Consider the following 16673-nt stretch of genomic DNA (forward strand, 5'->3'; position numbering starts at 1 on the left):
TGCTAATTTGTTAGATTTATACACTGACCCAATAACCATTGTTTTATGCAATATGAAAGACAGACTCCTTCCCTAGCGTTACAGCACCTTATTGAGTGTTATTGGTTAATTGATAGTGAAGGAGAATCATCTATTGATACTCAAAAAATCATTCCTGACGGCTACCCAGAAACGATATTGCATTATAAATCTGCTTATGAGATCAATATTGATGGTCAATGGCACTTGCAACCCAAGCTACTTTTGGCAGGCCAAATTAAGAATCACTTTTTCTTAAGAAATACGGGAGAATCAGGAATGATTGGTGTCAAATGGCAACCTACCGCACTATCGGTTCTTTTTGGCCTTGATATGAGCACAATCACCAATAAAATTGTAGAACTGCCCAATGATATGACTTCCCTTTTTAAGCCATTTATGACTGAAAATGGCATCAGTATTCCTGAGAATCCATTGACAATACTCGATAGTTATTTAGCCGATGAATTTAATAACACAGAATGTAACACACTAAGCAACAATGCAATTGATACCATTATTGAAAGAAAAGGACTAATTACAATTAATGAGTTAATTACCTTATTGTCTTGTAGCGAAAGGCAATTAGAAAGATCATTTAAAAATGCAGTGGGCTTAAGCCCAAAGTTTTACTGTAGGGTAATTAGGCTGGGCAGAATATTTGAGTTGATGCAAGAAGGCAACAAAGACTGGGGAGATTTGGTGTACCATTCTGGCTTTTATGATCAACCCCATTTCATTAAAAACTTTAAGGAATTTACAGGAGAAGACCCTTCCTCCTATGGCTTTGATGAAAGAAACATGGCAAACTTTCATTTGAAAAAATAGTCGCTGTCGGTTTTTTACAATACAACAAAGTTGAATGCTTATACCTTGGCCTTATGAAAACATCAATCCTATTCTTGTGTCTTTGTTTTAGCACGACAGCCCTAAATCAAGACCCCATTTCTAATACAGTCAAAAAGGAATTTAAAGAGCTTTCTTGGATTCTTGGCAAATGGGAACGCTCAAACGTAAAAGCCGGAAGTACTGCCTTTGAAATCTGGCAGAAAGAATCTGAATACGTTTATACGGGTTTAGGTGTTTCGCTAAAAGGCAGCGATACCACTTTTGTGGAAAAACTTAGAATTGAAGTGAAAGACAATTCTATTTTCTATGTAGCCGATGTAAGAGAAAATGCGAGCCCCACTTATTTTAAAGTGAGCAAGGTAACAAGTGCTGGATTTACTTCTGAAAACCCAGAACACGACTTCCCTAAAATGATTAGCTATGAGCTAGAAGGCAAAGATTTAACCGCCATTATTTCAGATGGAGGAGAAAAGAAAATGGGTTTCTTTTTTAAGAAAGTACAGTAGTATAGAATAGACTTAAGGTACAAAAATGAGCCTCTATTTAGTTTAGAGGCTCATTCTTATTTTATTATTCCGTTCTCAAAGCTTTTACGGGATTCGATTTGGCTGCCCTAATGGCATGATAACTAATTACCAGCGTGGTTAACCCGAAAGCCAACACCCCGCTTAATAAAAACATATCCACTCCTATATTGATTTGGTAAGCAAAGTCTTTAAGCCAATTGCTCATTAAATACCAAGTAAGCGGTACCGACAATACAATAGCAATGATCAACTGCCAAGAGAAATCACTGAACAACATTGCGAATATTTTGACGGGTGAAGCGCCCAAAATTTTACGGATTCCTATCTCCTTTACTTTCGTGTTCACAATCAGAATTGTAAGGCCCAATAGTCCTATACTGGCAATCAGTATACTCAATACCGTAGCAATACCGACAATTTTATTCACTCTTGCTTCATCTTGATACATCAGACGTAACTTCTCATCCACAAAATCGAACCTTAACTCTTCGTTGGGGAAAGTGGAAGCCCAAGCCTGATCTAAAATAGATTTCACTTCCAAAAGACTTGTTCCATTATACTTGAAAACCAATTTGGGGGTCGGTGAATCAGATATACTGATGTCGTTGATGCCAGAGAATATGTTTTGGTCATTTTGTGTAATCACCAAAGGTCTCACTGCACTATGGAGCGACTCAAAATTGAAATCTTCGGTAACGCCAATAATCGTATTCGTACCAAATTTATCTCCCGGAAGCTTCTTTCCTATAGGGTCGGTTAAACCGAAGTAATCCACTGCGGCTTGGTTTAGAATAATAGACTCTCGTTTATCTAAATCCAAAGCAGGGTCAAAGTCTCTGCCTTCCTTCATTTGAATGTCAAAACTGGAGATATAATAAGGGTCAACCACCAATAAGTTGAATTGCTTAAAGGCATCATTGTTATCATTAAAGCCCAATTGCATCCATCCATCAGAACCGAAAATATGGCTTCCCATGGCTACATCAGAAACATCAGGGTTGGTTTCTAACTTGGTTTTTAATAACTGACCATTCTTAAAGCCAGATGTAAAATTATCACCTAAACCTTGACCACCAGAGTCTGGATATAAAACCACCGACACCATCGCCTCACGGTTAAAACCCAAATCTTCGTTCTGAATATAATTGAGCTGCTTTTTCATAATCAAGGTACTCGAAATCAAAAATACCGTGAGCAATAATTGAAAGACTAAAAGTGATTTACGTAAAACATTCTTTCCGCCTATGCTGGACGAGCCACCCCGAAGTACATTTGTTAACTTAAGGTTGGAAAGCACCAAAGCAGGGTAAGCCCCCGTGGCTAAACCAATACCCAAGGCCATTACCAAATACACCCAAAGCGACTCGAAATCGAAGGGCATTACCAAATTTGTATTGGCCAAATTGTTGAAAATCGGCAAGAGCAAATACGCCACGGCCAAGCCAATCAGCATGGCAATAAAAGTGATCAGAACACTTTCTGATAAATACTGCCAAACCAAGCCCGACTTCTGTGCGCCTACTACTTTTCTTACCCCAACCTCTTTGGCGCGTCTCATAGACTGCCCCATAGAAAGCGTGGTGTAGTTAATACAAGCAATTAGCAACACCAACAAGCCAATGGCTCCAAGCACATATACATATTTAGGATTGCCCACTGGCATATTACCTACCGGAAACTCAGGGTTCAGGTGAATATCAGTAAGCGGCTGTAGCCCCAAAGTATATTCGCCTTCTTCCATCCTATCACCCAACACCGTTTTTATCATTGCGGGAAGTTTTTCTTCAACCGCTTTCAGTGTAGAATTCTCTTTGACTAGCACAAATGTCTCTGGCGAAACATGAAACCAAGCTTGTAAAGCCCGTTTTTCATACAGTAGCTCATCATTTGCATTCGAAATCATCATGTCAAAACTAAAGCCCGTATTCTTTGGTAAGTCTTTCATAATGGCCGATACCGTAAACGCACGATTCTTTCCTTGAATAAGTAGAGACAACGGCTGACCGATAGGGTTTTTGCTCCCAAAGTATTTAGTAGCATAAGCCTCACTGATAACAATGGAGGTTCTATCTGCCAAAGGGCTTTTGCTATTACCATTGACAATAGGAAATGAAAACATCTCAAAGAATTCTGGACTGGCCACAGCAACGGGCTCGTTGATTCTTGCGCCTTCCTCGCCCACTAAAAAGTTGTTGCGGTTGTATTGCACCGCCATTTCTATGTCTGGAATATTGTCTTCAAGCACCTTTTCTAAAGGAAGTGGCGAGTTGGTGTAAAAAAACTGTTGGTCGCCACCATAATCTTCTAATGTCCAGGTGCGGTAGATTCTATCTCCTTTATCATGGAATTTATCAAAGCTTACTTCCTGCTTCACATAAAGCGAGATCAGCAAAAAACAGGCGATGCCAATGGAGATTCCGGTTACATTTAAGAGGGTATTTACCTTCTGCCGCCAAAGTACCCTTGCGGCAATTTTAAAATTGTTGCGTGTCATTGTTAAAATATTTGAGTTGAACCTTGTTGTTTTCTTGATATTGGACCACTTGAAAAAGCGCAACACATTCCAAGCATAGCGCCAACTGGCCCTTCGTTTTCCATGCGCTTGAAAATGGACATGATAGATTTCTTCTAAGTCGCCACTGATTTCTTCCAGAAACTCTTCCTTGCAGAAAAAGGTCAGGAAACGAAAGATCCAGCGTGGTGGCCTTATGGATTGTTGTTTCTTCATTAACTGCTAAATGAAATGTTGGGAATGCGGTTGTACAAGCTCATGCGCTGTTCTTGCACTTCGTCCAAAGCCTTTTTACCAAAGGCAGTGAGTTCAAAAATGCGCTTTCTGCGACCTCCCCTTTCGTTGGTAGACCCGCCCATTTCAGATTTAACAAAACCCTTTTCATCCAAGCGCCTTAAGGCAGAATGAATGGCACTGATATTAACCGATCGACCTGTCTCTTTGGCAATTTCATCCATAATGCCTACCCCATAGGCTTCTGGATAAAGGGCACCTACGGTAAGTAGCACCAGTTCTTCAAATTCTCCGAGGTATGTTCCTTTCATGTGTATGGCTTAAGTTTTATTACTTACACAAATATAAAAGAAATATATCTTTCACTTATGTACAACTAATTAATATTGATAGTGTAGTGAACTGTGGAATTGGTGTATTGGAATGTGTGGAAAAGTGTTTAGGTGTAGACGTGTTGAAGTGGAAAGGTTTGATATTTGATATTTGGTTTTTGGTATTTGTTGTTTACAAATGGGTTTAAGCTGAAGCAAACTCATCAGACCTCTGAACCAGTCGGATCTGTGACTTGTATTTGCAGAATCAAACATATCTTAATTAACTATTGAATTAGTTGTTCGGTCGGGATGTTTTCTGCAACTTCCCAGCTCAACCGAAAACCAACCAAAACACTACGCATGAGAACCTTCAAATACATTGCCCTTACCTTACTTGCCATCATCCTTTGGGCTGTTTTTATCATCTATGGTATTTCCGATGGTTTCATTTTAAAAAGCCTTTCTAAAGACGAAAGTCCTGAAACTTTTATAGAAGCTACCAAAGCACAAATTGACAAGGAGTTTGTTGGTAATATGTCTATGGTTTTGGTGGAGAATGGAAAAGTAGCGGAGCAGTTCTTCCATTCAGAGGATAAGCCAGTGCATGAAAACACCGTTTTTCAAATGGCATCGGTCAGTAAATGGGTGACCTCTTGGGGAATTATGGCGCTCGTACAAAATGGCCAATTGGATTTAGACAAACCAGTGGACGATTATTTAACGCGTTGGCATTTACCCGCCAGTGACTTTGATAATAACCAAGTAACTGTGCGCAGGCTGCTCTCCCACTCTGCTGGTTTGGTAGACGATTTGGGCTATGAAGGTTTTGGACCCGATGAAACAGTGCAAAGCCTAGAAGAATCGCTTACGAAGGCGGCTGACGCTGGCTATTCAGATGGCGTAACCAAAGTGGGCATAGCACCCGGAACACAATACATGTATTCTGGAGGCGGCTATACCCTATTACAATTGCTGATTGAAGAAGTATCAGGCCAGTCTTTCCAAGACTACATGACAGAGACGGTTTTTAAACCTCTTGGCATGAACAACTCTACCTTTGATTTAGCTGTGCGTCCTGACCTTGAATTGGCCACGCTTTATAAATCTGATGGTGCTGTTTCTGCTCCTTACAAGTTTGCTTCATTGGCTGCTGCCTCGTTGTATACTTCTGCGGCAGATTTAACCAAGTTCTTAATGGCCAATATCAACCCAAACCCAGTATTGAAGTCTGAGACCATCACACAAATGACCCAAGCAGAAACCTTTATTGGTAATTTGGGCGTGTATGGCATGGGGCCTCATTTGTATAGCCAAAACGCTGAAGATTCTTATGTGATTGGCCATGATGGCAACAGTAATAGACCGACAATAAACACTGCGGCTCGCATTGATTTAATGGCTAAAAACGGCATTATCATTATGGAAATGGGCAGTCCTAATATTGCTTCCACCCTAGCAGACGAATGGTTATTTGAAGCCGCTGGCATTGCCGACTTTGTAGTGATCCAGCGTAATATGTCCTATTTGATTATGCTCTTCAGTATAGGCGCTCTTTTAATAATTATTGGCGCGGTGATTTTAGTGAGAAGGAAAAGGGGTTAGATGGTAAAATCAATAGAAGCGGCTAATTAATCATCAGTTGAACGAGCAACCCAATAAAAATAGCGAGAGTAAAGCTTAACAGCGTCCCGATTAATATGTACTCTGTTTTCTTTTGTTCTTTACCTTTCTTTAAATCTCCAAACCTGAAAACTGATTTTGCAGCTAGTAAAAAGCCTATAGGTTCCCATTGGTTGAAAATGATAAAGGTTAAAATGAGTAGTCGTTCTATTATGCCAATCCATTTGCCTGCATCTTTTAGGCTTTCTTGGTTTTGTTTATCGCTTAATTGCTCTTGCCATGATTTGGTGAGGTAGCCAATCAGTACACCTGATGGAAGAGCTACTATAATGTATGCAATAGCGATTATGAGGAACGTTGAATGAAATTCAAAGGAATTTAGATCAATCATTTCTGCAAATGATTTTGGTATTAACAGCATCCATAGCAAGATAATGCTGATAAAGTGAGCAAATTGATCGCCTAGATAAATCCACATGTTATCTTTCTTAATACTGATTTTTATCCAATCGATAATACCATGCGCAATTGCCATGGCAATTGGTGCCCACCAATTCGCCCAGTCGGCTATAAGGAGATAAGTCAACATCGCTACGATGACAAGGTGCCACCTGAATTGAGAAGACATTGGGCCTTTTTCCCTCTTGCCCTTGACCATGCCGTTGGTTTGAAAGACAAAATCGGCCAAAAGATGTGCAATTATTAACCTAAGGAGAATTTCTATTTCTGGTGTGTCCATTGTATCTGAGTTTCAAACCGCTCTATATAAGGTATCAATGCATCTATTCTACTTATATCTAAACTCTTACTTACAGCCACTTGCGTTTTGCCTAGCCTGTCTCCTATTTCTTTTTGCGTAATATCTTTGTAGAGAAGAAATAAGTAAACTGCACTTGCTTGAGCGGTTGTCCATTTTGCAACAATGGCTTCAACCATGGGTAAAATTGCTTTAAGCTCATTATCTTGTTCCTCTTCACCAGTAACAATCGTTATCTCTTTATTCTTTTCTTTCATACTGTCTAAACTCCTACCCGACCTAGTAAAAGGTTCTCCACTTAACTCACTTAGGTTATTGTATTCAGGGTAGTTTGCCAGCTTACCTATACCCATAGACATTCGGGCATCCCATTGTATTGTTTGCTTATTCTTTTCTGTCTGCTCTCTCTTTAGCCCTGCTTTTATTAAAAGGAGCATCAATAAACCTTGCTCAGGCTTTTTGGAAATGGCTTGAAAACTATCTCCCCTATAAACATCTAATAGGAAGTGTTGATCTATTTGATCTCTTATATCATTAGCAATTCGGTGTAAAACCTCTCTATAATCACCTTCTATATCTGTAGACCTAATAATATCACCTGTAATAACAGCAGTAACTATCTTCATAGCGTTGAATTTATAACCTTCTTACGTTATAAACAAAGAATATAACCTTTAAAGGTTCTAAATAAGAGATAGAACCTCTAGCGGTTTTATTTACTTAGTTTCTTGTAGTCCTCTTACATCAGTCTGACCAATAACCGCTAAGGCAATCAAGGTTTCCACCCTAGCAGACGAATGGTGAGTTGAAGCCGCGGGCATTGCCGACTTTGTGGTCATCCAGCGCAATATGTCCTATTTGATTATGCGCTACAGCATTGGTGCCCTTTTGATGATTATTGGCGCGGTGGTTTTAGCGAGAAGGAAAAGGGTTAGGGGTTAAAGCCCCACGCCTTTGCCGTGATCATAAATGGATTGGCGGTTTGGAGTTAGGAAGATGAGTTGAGAGAAGGTGTTACGTTTAAAGAATTTAATGTGAAACGGACGACCTTTTAATATTCATTGAGTTACAGGCCCAGAAAACCTAATCATAAACTCTAAATTCTTCATCATCAATTTCTTTTTTGACTATTTCTGCTCTAATTCCATATAGATAAAAATGTAGTTTTACCGAAACCACTTCACTTTTTTTATAGTTGGAGTAACTACCTTTTTTTAATTTAAAGGTTCTTTGTAGATCGGTGATTTTAACCGCTTTATATTTGGCATCATTACGTTGAACAATTTTTGCTTCAAAGACAACTTCAACATTATTGGTATCAGACCACACATAATGAAACTCTGGGTTTAGGCCATGATATTTAGACTTTATACTGTCTAAGGCATTTTGACCATAACTGAAGTTATAATTGTAGGATTCGGCAATGAAATGAAAAAAGTAAAAACTCAAAGGCATTTCTTCTTCTAAAGAAGGATAATCTTTGGCAATTCTAAAAAAGTCCATTCTCGAATTCAAGTTATAAAGCTCTCTGCCATAATACTTAAATAAAAATTTAACAACTTCATTATTATCCATATATGATCTCATTTCATATATTTTATCATAGCATTCCTGACTATGCCGACCCAGTTGTTTTTCAAAATGATTAAATAAAAGAATGCAAGCATATGGTCTCACCTCAAGATTATCGTACAGCTCATCTATGTATTGCTTATAATCATCGGTATTGGAAACCTGACTTAAATGCAATGCATATTTGTTTTGAAGAGAGTAAACTTGTGAAATCTCGTCTGTCACAGTCCTTAGAGCTATATCAAAAAGTTCTTCAATTTGAATCCTCTTTTTCAGTTCTGTGGCGAGTTCATATTCAATGTTCTCTAATTCCCAAATTAGTAAAGTGATATAATTAATATAGCTGTAATGTGAAAATGGATCTAGTAGCTGTTTAAGTTTAAAAAGTTCCTTGGCCTCATTTAAATATGATAGAGTAAAATTTAGCCCATGATTTTCCTTTTTGTAATACATTTTCGCCAACTCAAAGTTTATTACACCTCTCCTATGAGTAAATCTGTGATTTCTATAGTCGAGTAATGACTCAGCATATACGACTATACTAAGTGCTTTCTTGAGCTCATCTATATTATTTCTGTATTGAAGATTGATAGCATAATTGAGACAGTAATGTGGATCTTCAGATAGTTTCCCATATGCTTCATCAAAAAGCTTATTAATTTTAGCCTGTGAAAAGGATTCTTCTTTTATAAAAGACTTGAGAAGGTTTGAAACTAAGAAGGAGTTCGTTTTCCCAACTGATACTGTTCTAAATATTTTTAGATAATACTTAAATTGCAAATCTTTATCACTGAGAAGCATTTGAATAAGCCTCTCAGCAATAATTGGATGCTTAGTTTTAAAAACAATATCCGGTTCTAGCCCTCTACTTTTTTGAATATGCTGAATAAGAATACCTTTCCCTTCAGCTTTAATGACTTTCTCTGTAAAGTCCTCCCATGAGCTGGCAATTGAATTTTTCAACCAACTGACGGGCATACCCAACTTAAAACGATGCAACAAAGCTGTGTTGAGAAATGCTTTCTGGGCATCACTGGACAATTCGTTATAGGCCTGAATCAAATCATTTGCATGATTACCTTGAGTCACGATTTCTAGGAGTGAAATGAACGAATCACTACCATACTCAAATTTAATTTTCCTTATATATTCTTGTTTCTCATTTTCATCTCTATAATGAATCAGTCCGGCAGACATTAGTTTCTCAAGCAACTCAGATATTTCAAGATCACTCAAGCTTCCTGTAAGAGTTATTTCATGTGTACTTCTTACATCTCTCGTAATTTTGTATTTGGCAAGAATATTTTCCCTCACTGGCACCAAAAAGAATAGATTCACCTCATTGAATTGTTCAATACTAAGTTCTCTTCTTAAACTAATCAGTGCCTTATAAGAACTCTCTATTTCCACCTCATCACAATAAAGTATTACATTCTTTGAGCTTACAAATTTTATTAACTCAATTAAGTTATCAGCTTTCGCCTTCTGGAAATCCTTAATCTCAAATGCAATACAATCCAGAGAAGAATCCGAAATGAATTCATGAATCAGTCGTAGAGTAAATGTAGTTTTACCTATCCCAAAGCCACCTGTCAAGAAAAATATAGGAATAAACGTACTCTTATCTTCGATAACACCATCTTGTATTTGTGATCTTACTTTATCAACAAGGCTGCGTTTAACCACATCTACATTCCTAAGAATCAAATCATAATTAGGTTCTTCTCCACGAAAGAACTCTTCATCTTTTATTCGTCTATCTTGAGAGGTTGAATTAAGCTGTTTAACAACATTATTCAGTTTTACAGCTAATTTATTTGGAAGTTGAATATATTTATTCTTGCTAGTAGTAAAGGAAATCCGATTTGCCTTAACTATACGTTCTAAACCCTGGTCATCCCATTCATTGTATTTTTTAAAAAATTCATCTGCCGTACATTTTATAATACAAATCCGCTGTTGTGAGTAATAAGGCAGAGTTCTTTCATTTGGGAATGGATCGATATTATAAATCAACCTTCTTTCACGAAAATTATAGGAGTCAAATTTTGAAAGTAGTTTTTGACCAAACTCATCTTTGTAAGAGTAGCCTGCTGAGAGAAATGTTATTTTAGGTGAGACATTCTTAAGGTCATTCAGTATGTATTTATAATACTGATTAAGTCGTTGAAAATCCGTTGTGGAAAAGGATAAAGGATACTTGCTTTTGTCGGAAATACATCCATTGAGCTTAACATATTTAATTTGTGTATTGTCCTCACGAAAGTTGTATTCTTTCTGATTTCTAATTGGCACCAAATCGAAGACATGGTTGTGTGTAAGCTTAATATCATCGAAGGCTTGCTCGACAAGTAGGTCATAGTTGGTTGTTATAATTTCTCGCCAAGGTATACCAGCCAGTATTTTATGTCCTTCTGTCACTGATAATTTTCTTAACATTTTCTCAACCTCAGAATCAAAGTGACCTCTATTGAATGAAGGATCGGCAGACAGAATATCCAAAAATCTAGTTATATCTGCTTCGTTATATGTACTACCAAGGTACTCCTCATAGTACTCTATAACTTCTTTACTTAAATATCTTTTTTCACCAACAGAAGCCCCAGCTCCTAGAAAAAGTATCGTATTACCGTCACGTATTGTTTCAAAAAAAGAGTGGAGTTGTGCCTCTTGTTTCTTAATATCGAGTATATGTTCCATTAAACTTTACTAAATTAAATTGAGCATAAATTAGGGAATTTACCGAATGTATTTAAATCTAAAGAGTTCTATTTCCTCTTTTTTAAACATTATGCTGGCTCCTGTTGGTATAAAGGCATTAAAGGAGTTTTATTCCTGAAGCTTTTCAGGAGTATTCTGGGTATCTCTTCCTTTGACTTTTGGTTGCTACTTACCTACCCGTCTCCCCATAAAAAACGGCCATTCCGTTGACGAAAAGCTGGTGAAACTCATTGCTGACGTAAAAGTAATTATTGTCGAATTTATTAGATAATTCGGCTATTTCAAATTTTAATAATGTTCTCTTGATGCTTCAATAATGAAGAAGCCAATGAATTTTCATAATCTTGTAGCGCAAACGAATACCCATTTTATGAAGAAGATATTATTACTAGCCACACTTTTTATTTTCAGCAGCCATGCGCTTAAAGACGAAACCGTTTTTTGGGGGCAAATTGGCCACCGTGCTGTGGGTCATATTGCTGATGGTATGCTAACAAAAAAGGCACAGAAGCAGGTAAAACGAGTTTTGGGCAACGAAACCCTGGCCGTTGTTAGTACTTGGATGGACGATATCAAATCAGACCGTTCTTATAGCTATGCCAACCCTTGGCATTACTGCACTATTCCTGATGGAATGACTTACGAGACCGCTCCAACGCAAGAAGGTGGTGATGTAGTTTGGGCCATAGAAAAAATAATTAGAGAGTTGAAAGCGGGTGGGCTTACGCCTGAGCAGGAAGCGACTAACCTTAAATTCCTTGTGCACCTTGTGGGCGATATCCACCAACCGATGCACGTAGGCAATGGAGAAGACAGAGGCGGAAATGACACTAAAGTGGAGTGGTTTGGCAGCAGCACCAACTTACACAGCGTTTGGGACAGCCGTATGATTGAGGGAAAACAATACAGCTATACCGAGTTTGCAGATGTGGTAAATCACCCTACCAAAGCGCAGGTTAAAGAATGGCAGGCGGCTACGGTTCGCAATTGGGCAATGGAGTCTATGAGCTACCGCGATAAGGTTTATGACATTCCTGAAAACGGAAGGTTGAGTTACGAGTACTCTTATAAGTATTTCGATATCCTAGAACTTAGAATTGCCCAAGCGGGTGTTCGCTTGGCAGGCATTATCAATGATATTTATAAGTAAGCCAAACAAATCCTTACTCATGAAAAAGGCCATCCAGTTATTGGGTAGCCTTTTTTTGTTTATATTTTAGTTCTCTAATCAATTTTCAACTGAAGACTGTTTTATAGATTTTTCATCCTGAGTGAAGCGAAGGAACTATAATTAAACCCAATACCCTGTACTCACTACCTAATACTCACATATCACTTCTGCTGCAAACTCTGCTTCCCTCCTAGAATTCTTTCTGAACGGAAAAGATTGTCTGCTGCTTGCAAAATCTTCATTTTCAATTGCGCATTATAATTAGGGTTATCCTCTAAGAAATCACGCACCGTTTTTACTGCCGAAGCCGAATTGTAATTGCCTAAAGTTTGGTCCGTCCAACGCGTTGGGAAGAAGATGTCGCCCGTTTCCTGAATCTCTTTAAGCAATTCTAAACTTGGCAGAATGTACTTTTCAGAAGACTCTTTTCTCAATGGATGATGTAAAGCACCCAAAGCAGAAAGCACCCACGACTCGGTTTCGCGGTTTTTCGCATCCTTCAGCGACTCAAAGAATGCATCACGTACTTGTTGGGAATTGGAAAGTGCAGGCATCACAAATTCGAATCTGCGCTTGGTATCAGGGTTTTTAATGGAATCCAATTGCTGCTTCAATATCGCATCTGCCCTCTCTGGTAAACGGATGGCCAATTGCGAAGCCAGCCCAACCATGTCATTTTCAGATAAATTCAAGCCCTTCACTTTAGAGCCATTCCAGATGTCATACAAACGTCCAATGTTGTTTTGAGTAATGGTAATGTTTCGGAAGGCATTGAAGAAGATTTTCTTAACACTTGGCTTTTCTGATTTGGTTTCCATTAGAAAGTATAAAGTGCGTTCCAAATCTGGTGCTACGCTGGCCCTTTCATCTTCCGTTAAATACGACCAGTAAATATTGTTGAGTTGCCCTAAAACCAAATTCAGAATCAATTCATTTTCCTCTTTATCAATCACCCATTTTACCATTTCTACATAGCCAACACGAGGAACTTTACCATCGAGGAAATTCTCGTAAAGGTTTACAAAGGTGCTCCCCTTTTCTACATCCGTCATACGTGAATACCGTTGGGTGACCATGTTGATATCCACTTCAAAAAGGCCATAACCTTTTCCATCGGCATTTAATACAATATCGCCCAATCTCAGAATAGGCAAGTCAACATTTAAAACCGCTTCTTTAGAGGCTATTTTCTTATATACTTTAGTTTGATCGAGCCATGCCGCAGCACTAAATACCTGAGGCCAAACTCGGTTTTTCCCAGAAGGATCTAGTTGACCTAACTTCATCTCATTGAGCATTCCTTGCTGACGCACTAATTCCATCTGAAACTCAGGACGACCTGATGTATTGACCCAAACCTCACTCCAAGTTTTCAAGTCTTCGGGCGTTTTCTTGTCCAAAATATTGATCAAATCGGGCCAAGTGGCATTGGCATGTGCATAGGTTTTCAAGTATTCCTGCATGCCTTCTTGGAATAATTGTTCCCCAATCAGCATTTCTAGCTGACGCATCATAATCGGTGCTTTATTGTAAATAATAGCACCATACATTTGTCCAGCCTCATTCAAGTTATTCAGTTCTTGTCGAATTGGGTTGGCACCTTCGGTTCTATCTACCCCATAAGCAGACGGATAATGACGCACCAAGAAATTCAACTCATGATCGATTTCAGGGAAACTTGGGTTGACCATTTTAGCAGCCATAAAATTGGCAAACACCTCTTTGGTCCAAACATCATTGAACCAGTCCATGGTCACCAAATCGCCAAACCACATATGGGCGGTTTCGTGTGCGATTAAACTCGCTCTGCTCAACAACTGAGATTGCGATGGGTCCTCATCCAAGAAAAGGCTGTTAGCTTGGTACTGAATAGCGCCCACATGCTCCATTCCTCCGTATTGGAAACTAGGAATTAGCGCAAAATCGAATTTCTTAAAAGGGTAATCTATTCCCGTATATTCTTGTAACCATTGAATTGAAGCACCATGGAGGTAGAAAATCAAATCGAGATTTCTAGCCACTTTTGCGCTGTCTGTTTCCCTGTGGAGCATGGTCATTTCCATACCTCCTACATTTTGAGTTTCTGACTTGAACTTGCCTGCTACAAATGAAAATAAATAAGTACTGATCAAATCAGACTTTTCGAACTGAATGTTCTTTCGGCCATCTTTCACACTTAAAAGTGCCACTGGGCCATTGGCTATGGCATTCCAACTTTCAGGTAAGTCTAAAGTAAGGTCGTAAGTTGCCTTTAAGTTGGGCTGATCAAATGAAGGAAAAAGGGTTCTTGCTCTATCGGGAACTAGCAAGGTGTACATAAACTCTTCCTTGCGGTTGAGCGAGGTTTCTCCTGCAAAAAAGTTGATTTCGATAATGTTCTTCCCTCTTCTCAATAAATCCCTACTGATAATGATGTGCTCATTGTTGAAATTGATTTCAGCCGATTGATCATTGACAATAATACCTTTGAGCTTTTCAACCGATTCTCTAAAATCTAAAAGCAAATCTTCGGAATTGTCGCTTAGGTTGAAGCTCAAAGTTTCCAATGACTGAATGGGTTGTGTAAGGACTTCTGGCACCCGGAATTCAAGCTTATAATTGATATTAGAAACAATGGCTTTTCTAGATTTGGCCAAGGCCAAGGAAACACCATTTTCAATACCTTCAAACTCATTTTTGCTGTTACACGAAAAGATTAAAAAGGGAAGCAGGCAGATTAAAAGTAGTTTTTTCATATCAGAATAAAGTCTTTTCTCAATTCAGGAGGAATACCAAAATGCTGGTCAATAAATCCGTCCATGTCTTCTTTGGTTTCTTTTGAAAGCAAACCATTTAACTCTTCTAAAGCCAAGCCTCCAATCATATAAGGAGGCATAAAATTCGTCATCAAACGGTCGCCTTTAAAGGAAGCCGCTACTTGAAATTCGGTCATTTCTTCTTTGGGCGTGCCGTGAATCATGCAATGCGACATCCACTTCTCAGGATCTTCTGGATTTTCTTCAATGCGTTGCTGCATGGCCGAAAAATCCATTTTGGTCATCATGTAATTAGAAAGGTTCTGCATGCTTTCCACAGAAAGACTATCCTTCATTTTCTCATAGCATACACTGCACATGCCGTATTCAAAAAGCACTTGGGTGGAATCAAGGTTTGGGTACCTTTTAAATACCTTTTCAATCATATAAGAGCGATCGCCTTTAAGTAATTCGTAATCGCACTGAATACAGTGTGTGATATAACCCTTGGTATCGGAGTTTCTAAATATTTCTGGAATGGGAAGACCTTCTTGCGGTACTTCGTCATTAAACTCTTCTTCGTACATCGTGTTTCTTGTTCTTTCTTAGAAATAAAAACTTAGTTTTTCGCCACTAAAGTAGGCGAAGCCTGTGCGGCAGGTAAAATGAGCGTATCGGCAATATTTACGTGCGCTGGGCGGGTGACAATAAAGCGAATAAGGTCAGCAATATCTTCTGCCTGAAGTGCCTCAAAGCCTTGATAGGTTGTTTTTGCTCGGTCTTCATCGCCTTTAAAGCGTACCAATGAAAATTCAGTTTCCACCAAACCTGGGCAAACCTGAGAAACCTTTACCCCTGTTCCGTTCAAGTCCATTCGCATGCCGTTATTAATAGCGTCTACCGCATGTTTAGAACCGCAATACACATTTCCACCCGGGTAAGCCTCTTTGCCTGCAATAGACCCTATATTCACCACATGGCCTGCTCCTCGCTCTACCATATTTGGTACAATGGCTTTGGTGACATATAAAAGACCTTTCACATTAATGTCAATCATGGCATCCCAGTCATCAATATTTCCTTCGTGAATTTTACCCAAACCGTGTGCATTTCCAGCATTATTGATCAATACATCAATCTGTTTCCATTCCGCTGGAAGCGAATTAAGGGCTTGCGCTACTGCAGCTCTATCGCTCACATCAAAAATGAGTTCTAAGGTTTTTACGCCCACTTTCGCAGACAATTCTTGCAGTCGTTCCTTTCGTCTTCCACAGACAATCAATTGATAACCTTCCTTGGCCAGTGCTTCGGCAGTAGCCCAACCAATACCAGAAGTGGCTCCGGTAACCATTGCTATTTTGCTCATTCCTGTTCTAAATTCTTAAGGTTCGAATTTAGAAGAAATATAGGGAAGTAAGAAGGTATTATTTATGATGTGAGTTGTGTTTTGGAATCGTTCCCATCTATTAAAGCCATTTCCCACCAGATGGAATACCTAAAGGTTATACAGCATGAATGTTAGCACAAACACTCCTCCTTGGAGAAGGAGGTTGGGAGGATTGGGCTTTGGTATTAGTAGAACAGTAATTGTCTTGTCCTGAAATAGGTTTACACAAATAAGTGTAAGAATGAATAATAGGTAT

Annotated in this window: 12 protein-coding genes; 4 read left to right on the forward strand and 8 right to left on the reverse strand. The window is 38.8% G+C overall.

The window, feature by feature from the left end; genetic code table 11:
* The first annotated feature begins 45 nt into the window (after nucleotides 1–45).
* Nucleotides 46–846, forward strand: coding sequence for a helix-turn-helix transcriptional regulator (locus AAC026_RS15085; RefSeq protein ID WP_339699674.1), 801 nt, complete (start codon nucleotides 46–48; stop codon nucleotides 844–846).
* A 53-nt stretch (nucleotides 847–899) separates the two neighbouring features.
* Nucleotides 900–1373, forward strand: coding sequence for a DUF6265 family protein (locus AAC026_RS15090; RefSeq protein WP_339699676.1), 474 nt, complete (start codon nucleotides 900–902; stop codon nucleotides 1371–1373).
* 64 nt (nucleotides 1374–1437) lie between these two features.
* On the opposite strand, the gene AAC026_RS15095 is transcribed toward AAC026_RS15090, so the two are convergent.
* Nucleotides 1438–4122: an ABC transporter permease gene (locus AAC026_RS15095; RefSeq protein ID WP_339699678.1), complete on the reverse strand. Its 2685-nt coding sequence runs from the start codon at nucleotides 4120–4122 to the stop codon at nucleotides 1438–1440.
* Nucleotides 4122–4451 (reverse strand): PadR family transcriptional regulator, encoded by a 330-nt coding sequence (locus AAC026_RS15100; RefSeq protein WP_053222624.1) that lies wholly within the window; start codon nucleotides 4449–4451, stop codon nucleotides 4122–4124. The genes AAC026_RS15095 and AAC026_RS15100 overlap by 1 nt, the downstream gene beginning before the upstream one ends.
* A gap of 363 nt (nucleotides 4452–4814) precedes the next feature.
* Between AAC026_RS15100 and AAC026_RS15105 the strand changes: the two genes are divergently transcribed.
* Nucleotides 4815–6056 (forward strand): serine hydrolase domain-containing protein, encoded by a 1242-nt coding sequence (locus AAC026_RS15105; RefSeq protein ID WP_339699680.1) that lies wholly within the window; start codon nucleotides 4815–4817, stop codon nucleotides 6054–6056.
* A 22-nt stretch (nucleotides 6057–6078) separates the two neighbouring features.
* Here the strand turns inward: AAC026_RS15105 and AAC026_RS15110 are convergent, their stop codons facing one another.
* The 3 genes from AAC026_RS15110 to AAC026_RS15120 all read right to left on the reverse strand — a co-directional run bounded on the left by AAC026_RS15110 (nucleotide 6079) and on the right by AAC026_RS15120 (nucleotide 11103).
* Nucleotides 6079–6813, reverse strand: a complete 735-nt coding sequence (locus tag AAC026_RS15110; RefSeq protein ID WP_339699682.1) for a DUF3307 domain-containing protein — start codon at nucleotides 6811–6813, stop codon at nucleotides 6079–6081.
* Nucleotides 6795–7457, reverse strand: coding sequence for a SatD family protein (locus AAC026_RS15115; RefSeq protein WP_339699684.1), 663 nt, complete (start codon nucleotides 7455–7457; stop codon nucleotides 6795–6797). Before AAC026_RS15115 ends, AAC026_RS15110 begins: the two co-directional genes overlap by 19 nt.
* A 457-nt stretch (nucleotides 7458–7914) precedes the next feature.
* Nucleotides 7915–11103, reverse strand: a complete 3189-nt coding sequence (locus tag AAC026_RS15120; protein WP_339699686.1) for an SIR2 family protein — start codon at nucleotides 11101–11103, stop codon at nucleotides 7915–7917.
* Between the two features lie 391 nt (nucleotides 11104–11494).
* Here AAC026_RS15120 and AAC026_RS15125 point away from each other — a divergent pair, with 391 nt between their 5' ends.
* On the forward strand, nucleotides 11495–12274 hold the full coding sequence (locus AAC026_RS15125; protein ID WP_339699689.1) for a S1/P1 nuclease: 780 nt from the start codon (nucleotides 11495–11497) through the stop codon (nucleotides 12272–12274).
* Nucleotides 12275–12456: 182 nt separating this feature from the next.
* Here the strand turns inward: AAC026_RS15125 and AAC026_RS15130 are convergent, their stop codons facing one another.
* Genes AAC026_RS15130 through AAC026_RS15140 form a run of 3 tightly spaced genes read right to left on the reverse strand, consistent with a single transcriptional unit; the run spans nucleotide 12457 to nucleotide 16396 of the window.
* Nucleotides 12457–15030 carry a M1 family aminopeptidase gene (locus AAC026_RS15130; RefSeq protein WP_339699692.1) on the reverse strand — a complete coding sequence of 858 codons (2574 nt, stop codon included), beginning with the start codon at nucleotides 15028–15030 and terminating at the stop codon, nucleotides 12457–12459.
* Nucleotides 15027–15617, reverse strand: coding sequence for a hypothetical protein (locus tag AAC026_RS15135; RefSeq protein ID WP_339607601.1), 591 nt, complete (start codon nucleotides 15615–15617; stop codon nucleotides 15027–15029). Before AAC026_RS15135 ends, AAC026_RS15130 begins: the two co-directional genes overlap by 4 nt.
* Before the next feature lie 32 nt (nucleotides 15618–15649).
* Complete coding sequence (locus tag AAC026_RS15140; RefSeq protein ID WP_339699694.1) at nucleotides 15650–16396, reverse strand: SDR family NAD(P)-dependent oxidoreductase; 747 nt, start codon at nucleotides 16394–16396, stop codon at nucleotides 15650–15652.
* Nucleotides 16397–16673 lie beyond the last annotated feature (277 nt).

Source organism: uncultured Roseivirga sp., assembly GCF_963973945.1.
Lineage (GTDB): Bacteria > Bacteroidota > Bacteroidia > Cytophagales > Cyclobacteriaceae > Roseivirga.